At 50.5% G+C, this 15,694-nt stretch carries 15 protein-coding genes; 9 read left to right on the top strand and 6 right to left on the bottom strand.

The window, feature by feature from the left end:
- The first annotated feature begins 3 nt into the window (after positions 1–3).
- Positions 4–672 (top strand): DUF2461 domain-containing protein, encoded by a 669-nt coding sequence (locus tag DTO96_RS02540; RefSeq protein ID WP_114562065.1) that lies wholly within the window; start codon positions 4–6, stop codon positions 670–672.
- Positions 673–863: 191 nt separating this feature from the next.
- On the opposite strand, the gene mscL is transcribed toward DTO96_RS02540, so the two are convergent.
- Positions 864–1,295, bottom strand: a complete 432-nt coding sequence (gene mscL / locus DTO96_RS02535; protein WP_114562064.1) for a large conductance mechanosensitive channel protein MscL — start codon at positions 1,293–1,295, stop codon at positions 864–866.
- Positions 1,296–1,430: 135 nt separating this feature from the next.
- Positions 1,431–2,597, bottom strand: a complete 1,167-nt coding sequence (locus DTO96_RS02530; RefSeq protein WP_114562063.1) for a class I SAM-dependent methyltransferase — start codon at positions 2,595–2,597, stop codon at positions 1,431–1,433.
- Between the two features lie 80 nt (positions 2,598–2,677).
- On the opposite strand from DTO96_RS02530, the gene DTO96_RS02525 reads away from it, so the two are divergent.
- From DTO96_RS02525 to DTO96_RS02510, 4 genes are all read left to right on the top strand, one after another.
- Positions 2,678–3,478 (top strand): SDR family oxidoreductase, encoded by an 801-nt coding sequence (locus DTO96_RS02525; protein ID WP_114562062.1) that lies wholly within the window; start codon positions 2,678–2,680, stop codon positions 3,476–3,478.
- Positions 3,479–3,609: 131 nt separating this feature from the next.
- Positions 3,610–4,026 (top strand): dihydroneopterin aldolase, encoded by a 417-nt coding sequence (locus tag DTO96_RS02520; protein WP_114562061.1) that lies wholly within the window; start codon positions 3,610–3,612, stop codon positions 4,024–4,026.
- Positions 4,027–4,208: 182 nt separating this feature from the next.
- Entirely contained in the window at positions 4,209–5,159 is a 951-nt protein-coding gene (gene ttcA / locus DTO96_RS02515; RefSeq protein ID WP_114562060.1) for a tRNA 2-thiocytidine(32) synthetase TtcA, read from the top strand.
- Positions 5,160–5,282: 123 nt separating this feature from the next.
- Entirely contained in the window at positions 5,283–6,410 is a 1,128-nt protein-coding gene (locus tag DTO96_RS02510) for an aminotransferase class V-fold PLP-dependent enzyme (protein ID WP_114562059.1), read from the top strand.
- A 105-nt stretch (positions 6,411–6,515) separates the two neighbouring features.
- Here the strand turns inward: DTO96_RS02510 and DTO96_RS02505 are convergent, their stop codons facing one another.
- Positions 6,516–6,962, bottom strand: coding sequence for an Lrp/AsnC family transcriptional regulator (locus tag DTO96_RS02505; RefSeq protein WP_192879009.1), 447 nt, complete (start codon positions 6,960–6,962; stop codon positions 6,516–6,518).
- Between the two features lie 145 nt (positions 6,963–7,107).
- Between DTO96_RS02505 and DTO96_RS02500 the strand changes: the two genes are divergently transcribed.
- Positions 7,108–7,623, top strand: coding sequence for a cysteine hydrolase family protein (locus DTO96_RS02500; RefSeq protein WP_114562057.1), 516 nt, complete (start codon positions 7,108–7,110; stop codon positions 7,621–7,623).
- Positions 7,624–7,691: 68 nt separating this feature from the next.
- Here DTO96_RS02500 and gshA read toward each other — a convergent pair whose 3' ends face one another.
- The gene (gshA, locus tag DTO96_RS02495) at positions 7,692–9,290 is read right to left on the bottom strand and encodes a glutamate--cysteine ligase (protein WP_114563888.1); all 1,599 of its coding nucleotides are present in this window, start codon (positions 9,288–9,290) and stop codon (positions 7,692–7,694) included.
- 192 nt (positions 9,291–9,482) lie between these two features.
- Here gshA and DTO96_RS02490 point away from each other — a divergent pair, with 192 nt between their 5' ends.
- Positions 9,483–11,291, top strand: a complete 1,809-nt coding sequence (locus tag DTO96_RS02490; RefSeq protein WP_114562056.1) for an ABCB family ABC transporter ATP-binding protein/permease — start codon at positions 9,483–9,485, stop codon at positions 11,289–11,291.
- 133 nt (positions 11,292–11,424) lie between these two features.
- Complete coding sequence (locus DTO96_RS02485; protein WP_114562055.1) at positions 11,425–12,186, top strand: DUF3667 domain-containing protein; 762 nt, start codon at positions 11,425–11,427, stop codon at positions 12,184–12,186.
- Between the two features lie 16 nt (positions 12,187–12,202).
- Here the strand turns inward: DTO96_RS02485 and DTO96_RS02480 are convergent, their stop codons facing one another.
- Both DTO96_RS02480 and DTO96_RS02475 read right to left on the bottom strand, forming a co-directional pair.
- Positions 12,203–13,717 (bottom strand): O-linked N-acetylglucosamine transferase, SPINDLY family protein, encoded by a 1,515-nt coding sequence (locus tag DTO96_RS02480; RefSeq protein WP_114562054.1) that lies wholly within the window; start codon positions 13,715–13,717, stop codon positions 12,203–12,205.
- Between the two features lie 48 nt (positions 13,718–13,765).
- Complete coding sequence (locus tag DTO96_RS02475; protein WP_114562053.1) at positions 13,766–14,509, bottom strand: Nif3-like dinuclear metal center hexameric protein; 744 nt, start codon at positions 14,507–14,509, stop codon at positions 13,766–13,768.
- Between DTO96_RS02475 and DTO96_RS02470 the strand changes: the two genes are divergently transcribed.
- The gene (locus tag DTO96_RS02470; protein WP_114562052.1) at positions 14,510–15,691 is read left to right on the top strand and encodes a S1C family serine protease; all 1,182 of its coding nucleotides are present in this window, start codon (positions 14,510–14,512) and stop codon (positions 15,689–15,691) included. It begins immediately after the preceding gene.
- Positions 15,692–15,694: the final 3 nt, after the last annotated feature.

Below are 15,694 nucleotides of genomic sequence, written 5' to 3'. Positions count from 1 at the left end.
TAAGTGCAACTGCCTGACGACACCTTGCCATTTTTAAATGAGCTGAAACACCACAACAACCGCGAATGGTTCCATGACAACAAACCCCGTTTTGCCGCACTGCAAGCGCAGTTGTACGATTTCATCGATGCATTGATTTTTGAAATGGCCAGCCTGGCCCCTGAACACATGGACATCGAGGCCAAACAATGCTTGTTCCGCATCCACAAGGATGCGCGCTTTTCCAAGGATAAAATCCCATACAAAACCCATTTGGGCATTCACATTGCGCCCAGCGGGCATCGCGCAGATTTTGGGCGGGCGGGTTTTTACCTTCACATTGAACCGAATGCATCGATGATCGGCGGCGGCGCGCACGCCCCAAGCAGCACGTGGCTGCAACGCATTCGTCAAGAGATTGCCCTCAATGGTCAAGTACTGGAGCGGCTACTGGATGATCCGATTTTTAAAGAATGGTTTGGCGCGTTGCGCGGTGATGCACTTAAACGCCCACCCGCAGGGTATACAGCGGACGCTCCGCACTTGCATTTACTGAAACAAAAAGCCTTGTGGGTGCAGCACGATGTCAGCGATACACAATTATCAGATGCGCATTTCACATCCTATTTCGCCGAAGCTTTCAGCGTATACAGACCGTTTCAGCAATTTTTAAACGAAACAGTCAAGCATTGACATATCGCCAATCACAAAGGGCTTCCCCCACCCACTTACGTGGGTGAGCACCTTGGACATCCAGTCACACCATGCTTGACGACATCCCCCTAAATAATGAAAAATTGCGGGTCAAGCCCGCACTGGCGCATCAGATGATTTAAGGTATTGACCTTTGCAACGCCGAACAAACATCAGGGATTGCCACCCATTCACCGCTCATCCGCCCCTTCATCGCCGTCGATTTTCGCTTTCAAGTCCGATGTGCAGTGTTTGCATTTAATCGCGTCCACGGCGACAAACTCTCGGCAATACGGGCACTCTCGGCTGCCTTGGGCGCGAAAATTGGCGAGCTTGTATTTCATGATGACTTTGACCATCATGAACAGCACAAAAGCCAAAATCAAAAAGTTAATCACCGCGCCAAGGAAGTTACCAACGTGGATTTGACCGCCGTTGAATTGAACGACCAACTCACCCAAATCAGGTGCGCCGCCGAGTGCAGCGATGAAATCACCGATGATGTCTTTGCTCAGGCTTTCGACGACGGTGGCGAATGCGCCGCCGATGATGACGCCGAGGGCAAGGTCAAAGATGTTACCGCTGCTGGCGAAGTTTTTAAATTCTTCTAGAAATTTTTTCATGATGACCTTTGTTTAAAATTGAACTTCACGGGTGGTTTACCAGCCATTGCAAACCTTTCGTGGCGAAATATCAAGCGCATTTTACAGTTAATTGTCGAGTCAAAGACCAATATCATCAACGGCCACACATGTTTTTTATAGTGTGCCCAGTCGATCACCGCGCACAAAGCCTTGCAACACATCGTCTTCAGCAAAGTCCACACCCTTCGCCCATGCCATGACCTTGAACAGCTCACCCATTTCCGCTTCTGACATCAGTTTGTGGACGCGGTTGGCGGCGGTGCGGACGTCTTCTAGCGGCAGCTGCGTGAGCAAATCAAGCAGACCGTTGTTAATGAGGAAGTTGGCTTGATTGGTGTAGCCAATGGCGGTGAGTCCTACGGGCTGTTTGAGCGCTGAAAAATTCACATGCGCGGTGATGTCTTGCACCCCCGCATGATACAGCGCGTCATCATGAGCGACGTGCTGGATGTGGCACATGAGCGTGCCTGTGTTGCGTTGTGGGTGGTAAAATTCGTGGGCAGGAAACCCATAATCCATCATGAGCACCATGCCTTTATTCAAACATGCGCCAAGGCTGTTGATGAAGGCCATTTGTTGGTTTTGGGTTTCACTGAGGTAAGCCGCTCCACTGCTTTCAAGAGCGTGCATCCAATCGCTGGACATGGGTAAACGCAGGTCTGTGGGACGATCCACGTAAATGAGTCTTTCATTTCCGAAACCCACCCCACGTTCAAACCACACGCCCTTGTTCACACCAATGAGTTTCACAGGCATCGCGTCCAACACCTCGTTGCCGATGATGAAACCCACGTAATCGGTGGGCAGCGCGTCCAGCCACTGCACGTGATGCGGGTTGTCGGGCAACGCATCCGCAATGGTCGCTTGTTGCTGCGCGCGTAAAGTGCCTGACAGCTCTAAAATGGAATAATGAACGGTCACTCCGCACGCACCCATGTGTGCGAGGATGTCTGCGGCGAGGCGGCCTGTGCCTGCACCGACCTCCAAGAGATTGAATGCGCCAATCCGCTCAAAGACCTCCAATGCCTGCTCTGCAATGCATGCACCAAACAACGGTGACAGCAACGGCGCGGTGATGAAATCACCCGTCGCAGCAAACGCCGAAAACGGTGATGATTCATTGGTGTAGTAACCGAGGTTCGGTGTGTACAACGCCGCATTCATGTAGGCATCAAACGGTAGCCAGCCACCTTGCGCATCGATAAGGGTGCGGATGTGTTGAACAAGCTGGGTGCTGCGAGCCATTTGTGCGTCTGAGGGTTGGGGCAAAGTCGATGCCATGTGCGGTGCTTTCTTATGATCGATGATGCGCGTACAATGGTGCTGCGCATTTTTAATTTTGGATTATAACAAATCAAGCCATGACCGCTTTTGCTTTTGCCCCTTCTCTTCCCCGCACCGCCCTTGTCACGGGTGGTGCGCGACGCATTGGACGCACGCTGTGCTTGAGTTTGGCTCAGGCAGGTTTTAATGTGGCTGTGCATTATGGTCAGTCGGCGGATGCGGCTCACACATTGGTCGATGAGCTGCGTACATTGAACATACAAGCCTGTGCATTGCAAGCGGATTTGAACAATGAACAGGCCGTCGCTGGCTTGATCGCCTCGGCCACAAGCACGCTCGGGACGATCGGCGTGTTGGTGAACAATGCCTCTCATTTCAATTACGATGTGTTGACGCAGCCAGAGCCCTTGTCCTTGACGCATTTTGAGCAGCATTGGCGAACCAACACGTTCGCTCCCTTGTTGCTTACGCAACAACTTGCACAAGGTTTACATGTGACGCAAACAGGTGTGGTGCTGAACATCTTGGATCAAAAGCTACACAACCCAAACCCTGATTTTTTATCGTACACCTTATCCAAAGCGGCATTGGAGCACGCCACCACATTGGCGGCAATGGCGCTTGCGCCGCGCGTGCGCGTGGTGGGCATTGCCCCTGGCTTGAGCTTGCCATCGGGCGACCAAACCCCCGATGACTTTGCCCATGCGCACAACGCCACCATTTTACAACGCGGTTCAACGCCCGACGATGTGGCGCAAGCGATGCTGTACGCACTGTCAGCACAGGGCATGACGGGCACAACGTTGCTGGTGGATGGCGGGCAACACCTGACCACACAAGCACGTGATGTGATGTTCACGCATCGGGCGAATGGATGATCCGCCCTCCTAAAACATTCTGTCAGCATCAGCGATCAAAACAACCAAAACGGTCGACATCAACCGTTAAAATGATGCATTAGCCACCAAACACACCCTTATTTTTTTAATTTCACTTTAATCGGATTCCCATGTTGACCCATCCCATCACCCCAGAACTCGCTCACGTCCTTATGGATTGCCGCTGCATTTTTGTGCGCAACTACCATTTGCAGGTCTCCATCGGTGTATACGATCACGAAAAACTCGCGCCACAATCCATGGTGTTCAATGTCACCGCATTTGTGCGCCGCGCTTCGGCCTCACCCAAGCACGATGGTTTGGACGAGGTGGTGGATTATGATTTTGTGCGCAACACCATTTCGGCTCAAGCGGCAATTGAGCACGTCCAATTGCAAGAAACCTTGTGCGACCGCATTGGTGAAGCGCTGATGCAAAAATCAGCCATCATTGCCGCTTATATTTCCAGTGAAAAAACGGATATTTATCCTGATGTGGATGCGATTGGCGTGGGTGCATGGTATTTTTCTGACCGTTTATCAAAGTAAACAGCCGTTGTGGTTGATGCAGCGCCCTTCGTTTGAGTGCTTAAAACCATTTAAAAAGCGCATGGGAAACCCACGCGCTTTTTTTTAAATCAGCCTGCCAACACATCCCCTCACAGCTCTTTGAATGCACCGTCAACAATTCGCGTAAAATAGCAGGTCAATTTGTTTTGTAAAGAAAAACCATGAACAGCGCAGCCATCGAAGCCCCCGTCCAAGCCGCCACCAAGGCTGAACAAAAAATCCAGTACGAGAACAATAAACTCGAAAAACGCCTGTGCCGCCAAGTCGGTCAAGCAATTGGCGATTTCAACATGATTGAGGATGGCGATAAAGTCATGGTCTGCCTGTCGGGCGGCAAGGACAGCTACGGCCTGCTCGATGTGTTACTCAAACTCAAGGCGCGCGCACCGATTCATTTCGACATCGTCGCTGTCAATTTGGATCAAAAACAACCCGGCTTCCCCGAACACATTTTGCCCGAATATTTAACGAAACTGGGCGTGCCGTTTCACATTGAAACACAAGACACCTACAGCATCGTCAAGAGCATCATCCCCGAAGGGAAAACCACATGCAGCCTGTGCTCACGCCTGCGCCGTGGGATTTTGTACCGTGTTGCCGATGAACTGGGTGCCACCAAAATCGCCCTCGGCCATCACCGCGACGACATTTTGCAAACCTTTTTGCTCAATATGTTTTATGCCGCCAAGCTGAAAGCCATGCCACCGAAACTGGTGTCGGACGACGGCAAACACGTTGTGATTCGCCCGTTGGCCTACGTCTCCGAAGACGACATGGAACGTTACGCCGAGGTGCAACAGTTCCCCATCATCCCGTGCAACCTGTGTGGATCGCAAGAAAACCTGCAACGTCAGGCCATGAAAGCCATGCTCAACGAGTGGGATAAAAAGCACAAAGGCTGGATTGAAAGCATGGCATCGGCCATGCACACCGTCGTGCCATCACACTTGATGGACAGCAATTTATTTGATTTTAAAAATTTAACCATCGACACCGAAGTCGCTGAAGGCGATTTGGCGTTCGACGAAGAGCCGTGTGAAACACGGGCCAGTGAAGTCACTGAAGATGAGGCGGAGATCAAAATCCAAACCATTTCGTTTGTACGCAACTGAGTTAATTTTTTCACCGATTCACCCCTAAAAAACGTCATGCCCCCGCAAGGGACATGACCTAAAAAAACCATAAAACAGTTCACACAAACAGTAACACCCACTTACTTTTTTGAAGGAATTGCCATGCCCGCTTTATTGCCCAACATCGATCCCGATGGTTTATTGGAGTTTTCTGTGGTCTTCACCGACCGCTCACTCAACCACATGTCCGCACAATTTCAAGGCGTGATGAACGACATTTCATCCACGGTGAAATCGGTCTATGGCGCACAAGCGGTGGCTGTCATTCCCGGTGGCGGCACGTATGCGATGGAAGCCGTGGCGCGGCAATTGGCGCAAAATGAAAAATGCTTGGTGATTCGCAATGGCTGGTTCAGCTTCCGTTGGACGCAAATTTTAGAAACAGGTCACATCGCTTCATCCGTGACCGTGCTCAAAGCAAGCCCAACAACCAATGGCTCACAAATGCCTTTCGCACCCGCACCACTGGATGAAGTGCTGGCCGTGATTGCCAACGAAAAACCCGCCGTCGTCTTCGCCCCGCACGTTGAAACCGCCTCAGGCATGATGCTGCCCAATGACTACATCTCTGCGGTGGCGGATGCCGTTCATGCCGTTGGCGGCTTATTTGTACTCGATTGCATCGCATCGGGTGCGATGTGGGTCAACATGGCAGACACAGGCGTGGATGTGCTCATCAGCGCACCACAAAAAGGCTGGAGTGCTTCACCGTGTAGTGGCTTGGTGATGATGAGCGCAGCGGCCGTGGCCAAAGTCAACACCACATCCAGCAACAGCTTCTCTTGCGATTTAAAAAAATGGTTGCAGATCATGCAAGCTTACGAGCAAGGTGGCCACGCTTATCACGCCACCATGCCCACCGATTCGCTCAAGTATTTCCGTGACATGATGAAGGAGCAGGAAGCCTTTGGTTTTGAGCGAATGCGTGAACGTCAGATGGAATTGGGACAAAAAATCCGCGCGTTGCTCACCAACAAAGGCTTCAAAAGTGTTGCAGCAAACGGCTTTGAAGCACCGGGTGTCGCCGTGTTTTACACCCATGACGACCTCATCCACAACGGCAAAGCATTTGTTGCTCAAGGCCTACAAACCGCTGCGGGCGTGCCCTTGCAATGCGACGAGCCCGCCGATTACAAAACTTTCCGCATCGGCTTATTTGGCATCGACAAACTCAAAGACGTCGATGCAACAGTGGCGCATTTTGAACACGCATTGAACGCATTGGCTTAACGACCAAATCACACAATACAAAAAAGGACTGGTTAATCAGTCCTTTTTTGTATTTCAAAACGCGCCATGCGGAGCTTAACGCACCATAAAAACATCACATCCAACTCACTTCACCGTCCGAATAGCACTCGACACCTTATACCGACCATACGGCAGTAAGGCATTCAAAAACGGCTCTAATTCTTGGGTCTGCTCACACACAAACACCACGTGATAGCAGCCCTCACCCGTGACTTTATAGACCTGCTCAACCTGCTCAGTGCCGTTTAAAAAGGCCTCAAATGCATCAAACTGTGATGTGGCCATAAAAACAGTGATGAAATGCCGTTGAACCTGCCCTTGGCGAATGGTATAGCCTTCAATGATGCCTTGGTCTTCCATGTTCAATACCCGCGCAGCAACGGCTTGCCCCGTCAAATGAACATCCTTGCCAATTTGCTGCCAACTGGTGCGACTATTGGCTTTGAGACACTTCACAATGGCTTGATTCATTTTATCCAACATCATTCCTTTCAAACTGTAAGTGAACCCACCCCAAGTCGCACAGTTCACAATTCCAAAGCCCTTCGATGATCCGTACAATTCAAAGGAGGCGAAAAAAGTGTGTTCCTTCAAAAAAACCTTCTTTTTCGCGTTAACCTCAGCTGAGGTTAACATCTCCCCCAATTACACCACTTATCACACCAAGGAGTCACACATGAGCACGGCATTACTGGTCATCGATGTACAAAACGATTATTTCCCAAATGGTCACTTCCCTTTGTGGAACACTGATAAGACACTCGCACAGATCGAAGCCGCGATAGCCAAAGCGAATGCACAACGCATCCCCGTGATTCACATTCAGCACATCGCCAACCCTGCCAATGGCATTTCGCCTTTTTTCAATGAAGGCACAGATGGTGTGCGCATACACCCGCGCATTTTAGCGGCAGCACCTGATGCCCCGATCGTGGTGAAGCAACATGCAGACAGTTTCATTGACACCACCTTGGAGGCCACACTGTCAGCACTCGGCGTGACCGAGCTGCTGGTCTGTGGCATGATGACGCAAAATTGCGTGACACACACCGCCATTTCAAAATCGGCAGAGAAATACACCGTGTCGATTGTGGCGGATTGCTGTACAACGGTCGATGAAATGATTCATGGCATCGCACTGCATGCTGTTTCAACGCGCACACCTTTGGTTAACATGGACGATGTGCTTTAAACAATTGAAACGCAGATTGAAGCGCAGTATAGACATCAAATGTGAGTCAACACAGACTCACATTTGACTCATTCATCGCAACAAATCTGCTGCGAAGTGCGTGAACGATAATCTTCGATGAATCCATCAAAATCGCCTGTCTGCGTACTCTCCATCTCAGCCTGCTCGATCAACGACGCTTCAACGGATTGTTCAAACACCGCTTGTTGCGCCGCATTAAGCGGACGTGCACGAAAAGCATCCGCCAGCACAGTGCTTTGCGCGGTGGCAAACGCATTAAATGAACCACCATTCGCCTGAATAGCGGCCAACACGCGTGCTGATGGCGTGTGCTCTGGATGCAGCAATTTATCTTTTTGCACCGCCAAACTGTCTGCAAAAGCACTACCACCATCTTGCGCATCCAATAATGCGGCCACAGGCGCGATCTGTTCAATCAGCTCCAAGCCCCATGCTTGCAATGTGATGTCTTGACCATTGCGGTTCAGCATCAAATCAGGGCGACGACCTTGCTTCACGGCTCGGGCAAAGTTTTCGGTGTTGGCATGACCTTCGGCCTCGTGGGTGAGCGGACTGTCATTCAATGCACAGAACAATAAAAAAGCGTCCAAAAAACGTGTGGTCTGTAAACTGATGCCCACAGGTTCAAATGGATCAATGTCCATGCAACGCACTTCAATGTATTGCACACCACGGTCACATAAGGCTTCAACAGGGCGCTCACCGCTGCGAATCACACGTTTGGGGCGAATCGTGGCATAAAACTCGTTTTCAATTTGTAAAACATTGGTGTTGATTTGCACCCATTCACCGTCGCGCTTGGTGCCCAACGCCTCGTATGCTGGGTATGGCTTGCGCACCGCTTTTGATAAATTGCGCATGTACTCCATCAACGTGTTGTACGGCGGCACGAGGCCATCCTGTGCATTGTTTTGATAGCCCAAATCACTCATGCGCAGGCTGGTGGCGTATGGCAAATACAAGGTGTCATCGGACAGTTGTTCAAGGTTGTGCGCACGGTCACGTAAAAAATCTTTCGACAATGCGGGTGATGCGCCAAACAGATACATCAACAACCAGCTGTAACGCAAGAAATTACGAATGGTGGCGACGTAACTTTCCGACTGAAAGTTTTGCGCACTGCCTTGATCACCCGCATCTTTTTGCAGCACAGCCCAAATGTTTTCAGACAACGAATAATTGTAATGAATGCCCGCGATGCATTGCATGGCTTTGCCATACCGCAACGCCAAACCACGGCGATACACGTGCTTGAGCATGCCGATGTGCGATGTGCCATACCATGCGATGGGGATTTCCGCCTCGCTGGGCAACACACACGGCATGGATTGACTCCACAGCATTTGTCCGTCTAATTTTGAATAAACGAAACGGTGAATGTCATCGAGCTTTTTCAAGGCAGTTGCAGCGTTGTGCTCCGCAGGCGTGATGAATTCAAGCAGCGACTCTGAATAATCGGTGGTGATCTGCGGATGGGTCAAGGTCGCACCCAATGTTTCAGGGTGCGACGAGACATTCAAACGACCATTGGCGTTGACGCGCAACGTTTCACGTTCGATGCCACGCAAGCCTTGTGCCAGCGCATTACGATTGGATGGTTGGCTTAACAGTTCAAGCCTGTGTTGCAATTGTACGGAAGTTGTCATTTGACCTGCTTTATGATGTTTTAATGTTTTGCGGGATGTGTGCAGCATTGTTGGTTCTTATTTTACACCGCATTTGTAACATGGGTATTGTGCCGCTATTGACGCCGCCTTCTGCACCTGCCGATAAGCACAATGGCTGGTAGAATGGTCGACCACGACACCACCGAACACTCATTTTTATAAGTTAAAACAATGTCTCGATCTCAACACAACCCTCAATCATTCGACGATTCAAAAGACCTGCGCGTCAATGAACGCTCCGATTGGCACACCATTAAAAGCCTTTGGCCGTACATTTGGCGCAGCAAATACCGCGTCATGTTCGCATTCGTCGCCCTCACTTTAGCGAAACTGTCCAACCTCGGCATTCCCGTTATTTTAAAAAAAATCATCGATGGCATGACCCCCAACCCGACGGTGCAAACCGCGCTGATCGTGCCCATCGCCTTGTTGATCGCTTATGGCGCGTTGCGCATTTCGATGACGATGTTCAATGAATTGCGCGAAATTGTATTTTTCCGTGTATCCGAAAATGCCGCGCGCACGGTGTCATTACAAGTGTTCAACACCCTGCACAATTTGTCACTCAAGTTTCACCTCAGCCGCCAAACAGGCGGTTTGACGCGCGACATTGAGCGCGGCACCCGCGGTGTGCGCACCTTGATTGGTTTTTCTTTCATGACCATTGTGCCCACATTGATCGAGATGTTCATGGTGCTTGGATTTTTGTGGGCAAAATACGATGTGGTGTTTGTCGGCATCACCGCCGCCGCGCTGATCTGTTACATCGCGTACACTGTGGGCATCACCGAATGGCGCACACAGTATCGCAAACGCATGAATGAAATGGACTCGAAAGCCAACCAAAAAGCGGTCGACTCACTGTTGAATTTTGAAACCGTCAAATACTTCAACAACGAGCAATTCGAAGCGATGCGCTACGATCAAGGCCTCAAACAATTTCGCAACGCCGCGATTCAATCGCAAAATTCGCTGTCATTGCTCAACTTTGGTCAACAAATGATCATCTCCATCGCGCTGATCGTCATCCTTTGGTACACCACCCAAGGCGTGGTGGCGGGACATTTGACACTGGGTGATTTGGTCCTGGTCAACACATTGATGTTGCAATTGTATGTGCCACTGAATTTCCTCGGCGTGATGTACCGCGAGCTCAAACAATCGTTGGTGGACGTGGACAAAATGTTCACCTTGTTGCACAGTTCGCCCGATGTGACCGACGCCGTTGATGCGGTTGATTTACACATGGCACAAGGCAAAATTGAGTTCAAACACGTGAATTTCAGTTACAACCAGAACCGTCAAATTTTGCATGACGTCAGTTTCACCGTCGCCCCGAACACCACCACCGCGATTGTCGGCAAAAGCGGTGCGGGCAAATCAACACTCTCGCGCCTGCTGTTCCGTTTTTACGACATCAATTCAGGTGAGGTTTTAATTGACGGACAAAACATCGCACACATCACGCAAAGCAGCTTGCGCCGCGCGATCGGCATCGTGCCGCAAGACACCGTGCTGTTCAACGATAGTTTGGGTTACAACATCCAATACGGTCGCCCCGATGCAAGCATGGATGAAGTGCGTGCCGCAGCCACAGCTGCGCATTTGGATGACTTTTTGAGCCGCCTTCCTGAGGGCTTGGAAACAGCGGTCGGAGAACGTGGTTTAAAAATTTCGGGGGGTGAAAAGCAGCGCGTCGCGATTGCCCGCACTTTGCTCAAAGGCACGCCGATTCTGATTTTTGATGAGGCCACCTCGGCACTTGACTCGCATGCTGAAAAAGCGATTCAATCGGCCTTCGACGAAGCGGCGCAAAACCACACCACTTTGATTGTCGCACACCGCTTATCCACCATCATCCACGCCGATCAAATTTTGGTCATGGATGCGGGGCGCATTGTCGAACGCGGCACACATGGTGAATTATTGGCGCAAAATGGCACTTACGCGGCCATGTGGGCGGCGCAACAAGATGAGTGAATGTTTGGAAAAATAAGGGAAAGTAAAAACCTATTTTTTCAGTCTTGTGGCCAGGCATTTCGTCTAAGACACTTGGCACGATTTAGATTGCCCAACACTTTACTTTTTTCACATTGATTTGACAGGAGCGGCCATGTTCAATCGAATCAGGAAAAGCTTACGACAAACCAGCAAAGGGCAGGCCACTTGCGCGCATTTGACTGGTCACCCATATTGCCCTTTATGTGTCAAGAAGCTGTCGTTCAAACGAATAGATGCCTCCATTCTGGATGAAACCCAAATAGAACATTGGCTGACCAAAGTATTTCGCCAGACCTTATTGGGCTTGTTCACCGCGCCGGGACAACGCATTCGTACATTTATTTCATCAGATCGCGAGGCTCTGTCTCGACCGCTGCCTTATTTGGTCGTGATGGCAGCATTGGCCACATGGACGTCCAATTTGATCCACGAACGTGAGCAATGTGGCACCACCACCTTAGCGTGTCAATGGGCGGTGGATTATCCATTGCAGATGCAAGTGATTCAAGCCATGTTTTTTGCGCTGGTGTTGCGCTTCATGTTTTTCCGTCACAGTGGCTATAATATTTGGGAATTCGCCACACTTTTTGTTTTTTTATTGGCACAAACCTTTGTGATTTCATCCATTTTTTCTGTGTTTCAATATGCCTCTGGCTTTGAATCATTGTGGCTGAACATGCTGGCGATCAATGTGTACTTGGTCTTGGCTGTGGTGCAGTTTCTTGGGGACAAGAGCTTTAAGGGCATTTTCAAAGTGGTGTTGGCGGTACTTCTATCATTTGTTTTGTTTTTGGCGGGTGCATTGGCATTGGCGTTTACTGCCGAATGGGCCACACCATACGTGGCACCATTGCTCCAAGCCTATAAAAATTAAGGGCGTGCCGAAGCAATCAAAACGACGGTGCACGGGATGCCTGCCAATGATTGTTCACCGTTTCTGTCATCAGTTTTTCAAAACGGCGGGCATACGAACTGGGACTGAACAAATCAAATACATATCGATTGTCATCCAGGTGTTTACGCATCATATGCCGTTGCGCAGCATCACGTGCCAACTGATCGACTTTAGCGAAATACTCATCTTCATGCCACGCCACCAAGCTCGCCAAGCCAACACTGGTCAATAAACTGGCGGCAACACGTGATGCAAAAGTTGTTCCTGCCAAAGTCACTACGGGCGTACCCGCCCACAACGCATCGCTGGTCAACGTATGACCACCATATGGAAAGGTATCAACCACCACATCCGCACAACGCAGGCGCGTATGGTGTGCACGAATGCCCATCGGCGGAGAGAAAAATAAACGCGTGGGATCAATGCCACGTCGCTCGGCCTCTCGTCGCAAATGGCGCTCCACCTCCTCACCACCCGACAGCAACCACAAGATGCGCCTGTGATCGCTCTGCAACAAACGACACCACACTTCAAACATCTGCGGCGTGATTTTATAATTTTGACTCATGTTCGCCAACACCACCGCATCCTCAGGCAAATCCCAATAATCACGGCTGCTCTCCATCGGCAGCTGGCGTTGATCATCGTTGGGCTGATAACACCCCTCCATGCGCAACACCTTTTCGGCATAACCACTGTCCAGATCAGGGGGGGTGATCACATGATCGCCAATGATGTAATCAAAAAAAGGCATGCCCGATGTGCCAGGAAAATACAGGTAATGGATTTGAATGGGTGCAGGCCGCAAAGCAAACACACCCAAACGTGCGCTGGCGGGATTTTTGATGTTGAACAGCACATCAATGCCATCGTCATAAATGCGTTGTGCCACCTCCACATCACCCATATCGCCGATCGGTACGATCACATCATAAGCAGCCTCGGCACGTTCACGGTATTCATCACCGTCTTCAACATGCTCACCATGATCATAGGCATACACTTCAAAATACTGGCGATCGATGTGGGCAATCGCAGCCGTCAACAAATATGCTGTCGCTTGTGAAAAAAAATCCGCGCCCACAAAACCCAATTTAATTTTTTTGTTGAGAGCGGGTCGCTGATGTTTAAAATCAGGCTTCGATTGCGTGTTCATCGTGTTCAGCACAAACTCAGCATGCTTTTGTGTGAATGCCAGCAAAGAAAAATTGGTCAACAAGGGGGCGGCTAAAGTCGCTTCACCGACAAACCATTGACCTTGTGTCACACCCATGATCACCAAGCGTTGCAGCGCATCGTATTGATCCCATGCACTGCGATCTTGTGCTTGCTTAAAACCACCCCACACAGACACAAAGCGCTGCGCATTAATTTGAGCAAAATGCTCAGGGGCTTTTTCCAAAACCGCATTAAAGTAGCTCACCGCTTCGATGTGTTTCTGCTCTTTTTGTAAATCAAGTGCGGCGGTGAACAGCTCTTGTGCAGACAGTTGGGGGTCTATAAGGGTCATACGCGATCAATGGTGGATAAGAAATTAAACGTAAAGAAACTCAAGGGATTAAACTGGATTATGGTCATCAAAAAAACGATACCCTAATGCAAAACGCTCAGCCAAATGTTCGCCCAAAGCCTGCACACCGTAGCGTTCAGTGGCATGGTGTCCACACGCCAAATAGTTGACCCCAAGTTCCTGCGCCTCATGAAAAGTGCGCTCCGACACCTCTCCAGATATAAAGGTCTGAGCACCGCAGGCTGCCGCCGTTGTGATGTACCCTTGCGCCGCGCCTGTGCACCACGCCACTTTACCCACCGCTGCACGGGCATCCCCAATCACCTGCGGCGCACGCCCCAAACGCTGTTCAATCCGCACCGCCAACTCACCCAAAGTCAAGCAATCCGATGTGCCGTGCCACACGAGTGGCTCTGTGGTCACTTGCCCAACGACATGAAACCCCAATTTCAACGCCAGCTGCGCATTATTGCCTAAAGTGGGGTGCGCATCGAGTGGCAAATGGTAAGCGATTAAATTGATGTCGTGTTTGATCAAAGCGGCAATCCGACCATGCTTCATGCCCACAATCGGGGCCTCTTCCCCTTTCCAAAAATAACCGTGGTGCACCAACAACGCATCCGCCCCCCAAGCCGCTGCTTGCTCAATAACTGTGCGGCTTGCTGTGACAGCAGCAGCAATTTTGGTTATACTTGGGCGTCCTTGGATTTGTAGACCATTCGGACAATAATCTTTAAATGATGCTGTATTCAAAATGGCATCAATCTCGCTCAATAAAGTGGTGCATTCCATATGTTAAAACGTTTCTGGTTAGGGTTGGCTCAAGTTGTCACGGTCTTGGTGCTCGCGGCTTTTGTTGTATTGACACTGAAACCGCAATGGCTGCCCGAGTCTGTGACGCGCTGGATGAGCGGCGAAAAAGCCGCGGCACCTGTGCTCAAAAGTGGCGAATCGCTTGCGCCGCGTGAAGCACCACGCAATGTTGCGGGCTTATCGTACCACGATGCCGTGGCCACCGCATTGCCTTCTGTCGTGAAAATTTTCACTTCGCGCGCCTCCACCAAAAACCCTTACAATGACCCCACGTTGAACCAACTGTACAACCAAGGTCAGCCCCCACAAAGTTCGGACAGCAGCCTAGGTTCAGGCGTCATCATTGACCCACAAGGCTTTATTGTCACCAACCATCACGTGATTGCAGGTGCCGACCAAATTGAAGTGGCCTTGAGCGATGGTCGACGTGCAGCCGCCACCGTCGTCGGCTCAGATGCCGATTCAGATGTCGCCGTGCTCAAGATCAACCTTGATAAATTACCCAGCATTGTGTTGGGCCATGATGACCAATTGCAAGTGGGCGATGTTGTCCTCGCCATCGGCAACCCGTTTGGTGTGGGACAAAGCGTGACCATGGGCATCGTGTCTGCACTGCATCGCAATCAATTGGGCATCAACACCTTTGAAAATTTCATCCAAACCGATGCCGCCATCAACCCAGGTAACTCAGGCGGCGCGTTGGTGGACTCGAATGGCAATTTGATCGGCATCAACACCGCGATTGTCACAGGCAACACCAGCGGCGAAGGTGCGAATGCAGGGATCGGCTTTGCCATTCCCGTCTCAATCATGAAGCAAATCGCCGATGAGCTCATTGCCACAGGCACGGTCACGCGAGGCTACATCGGTGTTTCATCACAAAACGTCACCCCAGAGATGGCCAAAACGTTTAATCTGCCCAGCCAAGACGGGGTCATCATTGCCAGCGTGCGCCCAGAAGGCCCAGCCGGACAAGCGGGCATTTCAGTCGGTGATATTTTGACGCAGGTGAACGACAGCACCATCAAAGACACTGCCAACATGCTGGCTGAAATCGCTCGCCTTAAGCCGGGCTCTCAAGCCCGAGTTAAAATTTTGCGTAATGGGCAAAACATGGACTTGACCGTCATCATTGCCAAACGCCCCATCAGTAAAACATAACCG

This window comes from Ephemeroptericola cinctiostellae (genome assembly GCF_003339525.1).
GTDB lineage: Bacteria > Pseudomonadota > Gammaproteobacteria > Burkholderiales > Burkholderiaceae > Hydromonas > Hydromonas cinctiostellae.
This window is presented reverse-complemented; position numbering and strand designations above follow the sequence as displayed.

Excerpts from the sequence above, each read along its gene's own strand:
- mscL (WP_114562064.1), bottom strand. The coding sequence starts at position 1,295 with ATGAAAAAATTTCTAGAAGAATTTAAAAACTTCGCCAGCAGCGGTAAC.
- DTO96_RS02530 (WP_114562063.1), bottom strand. The coding sequence starts at position 2,597 with ATGGCATCGACTTTGCCCCAACCCTCAGACGCACAAATGGCTCGCAGC.
- DTO96_RS02525 (WP_114562062.1), top strand. The coding sequence starts at position 2,678 with ATGACCGCTTTTGCTTTTGCCCCTTCTCTTCCCCGCACCGCCCTTGTC.
- DTO96_RS02520 (WP_114562061.1), top strand. The coding sequence starts at position 3,610 with ATGTTGACCCATCCCATCACCCCAGAACTCGCTCACGTCCTTATGGAT.
- ttcA (WP_114562060.1), top strand. The coding sequence starts at position 4,209 with ATGAACAGCGCAGCCATCGAAGCCCCCGTCCAAGCCGCCACCAAGGCT.
- DTO96_RS02510 (WP_114562059.1), top strand. The coding sequence starts at position 5,283 with ATGCCCGCTTTATTGCCCAACATCGATCCCGATGGTTTATTGGAGTTT.
- DTO96_RS02500 (WP_114562057.1), top strand. The coding sequence starts at position 7,108 with ATGAGCACGGCATTACTGGTCATCGATGTACAAAACGATTATTTCCCA.
- gshA (WP_114563888.1), bottom strand. The coding sequence starts at position 9,290 with ATGACAACTTCCGTACAATTGCAACACAGGCTTGAACTGTTAAGCCAA.
- DTO96_RS02490 (WP_114562056.1), top strand. The coding sequence starts at position 9,483 with ATGTCTCGATCTCAACACAACCCTCAATCATTCGACGATTCAAAAGAC.
- DTO96_RS02485 (WP_114562055.1), top strand. The coding sequence starts at position 11,425 with ATGTTCAATCGAATCAGGAAAAGCTTACGACAAACCAGCAAAGGGCAG.
- DTO96_RS02480 (WP_114562054.1), bottom strand. The coding sequence starts at position 13,717 with ATGACCCTTATAGACCCCCAACTGTCTGCACAAGAGCTGTTCACCGCC.
- DTO96_RS02475 (WP_114562053.1), bottom strand. The coding sequence starts at position 14,509 with ATGGAATGCACCACTTTATTGAGCGAGATTGATGCCATTTTGAATACA.
- DTO96_RS02470 (WP_114562052.1), top strand. The coding sequence starts at position 14,510 with ATGTTAAAACGTTTCTGGTTAGGGTTGGCTCAAGTTGTCACGGTCTTG.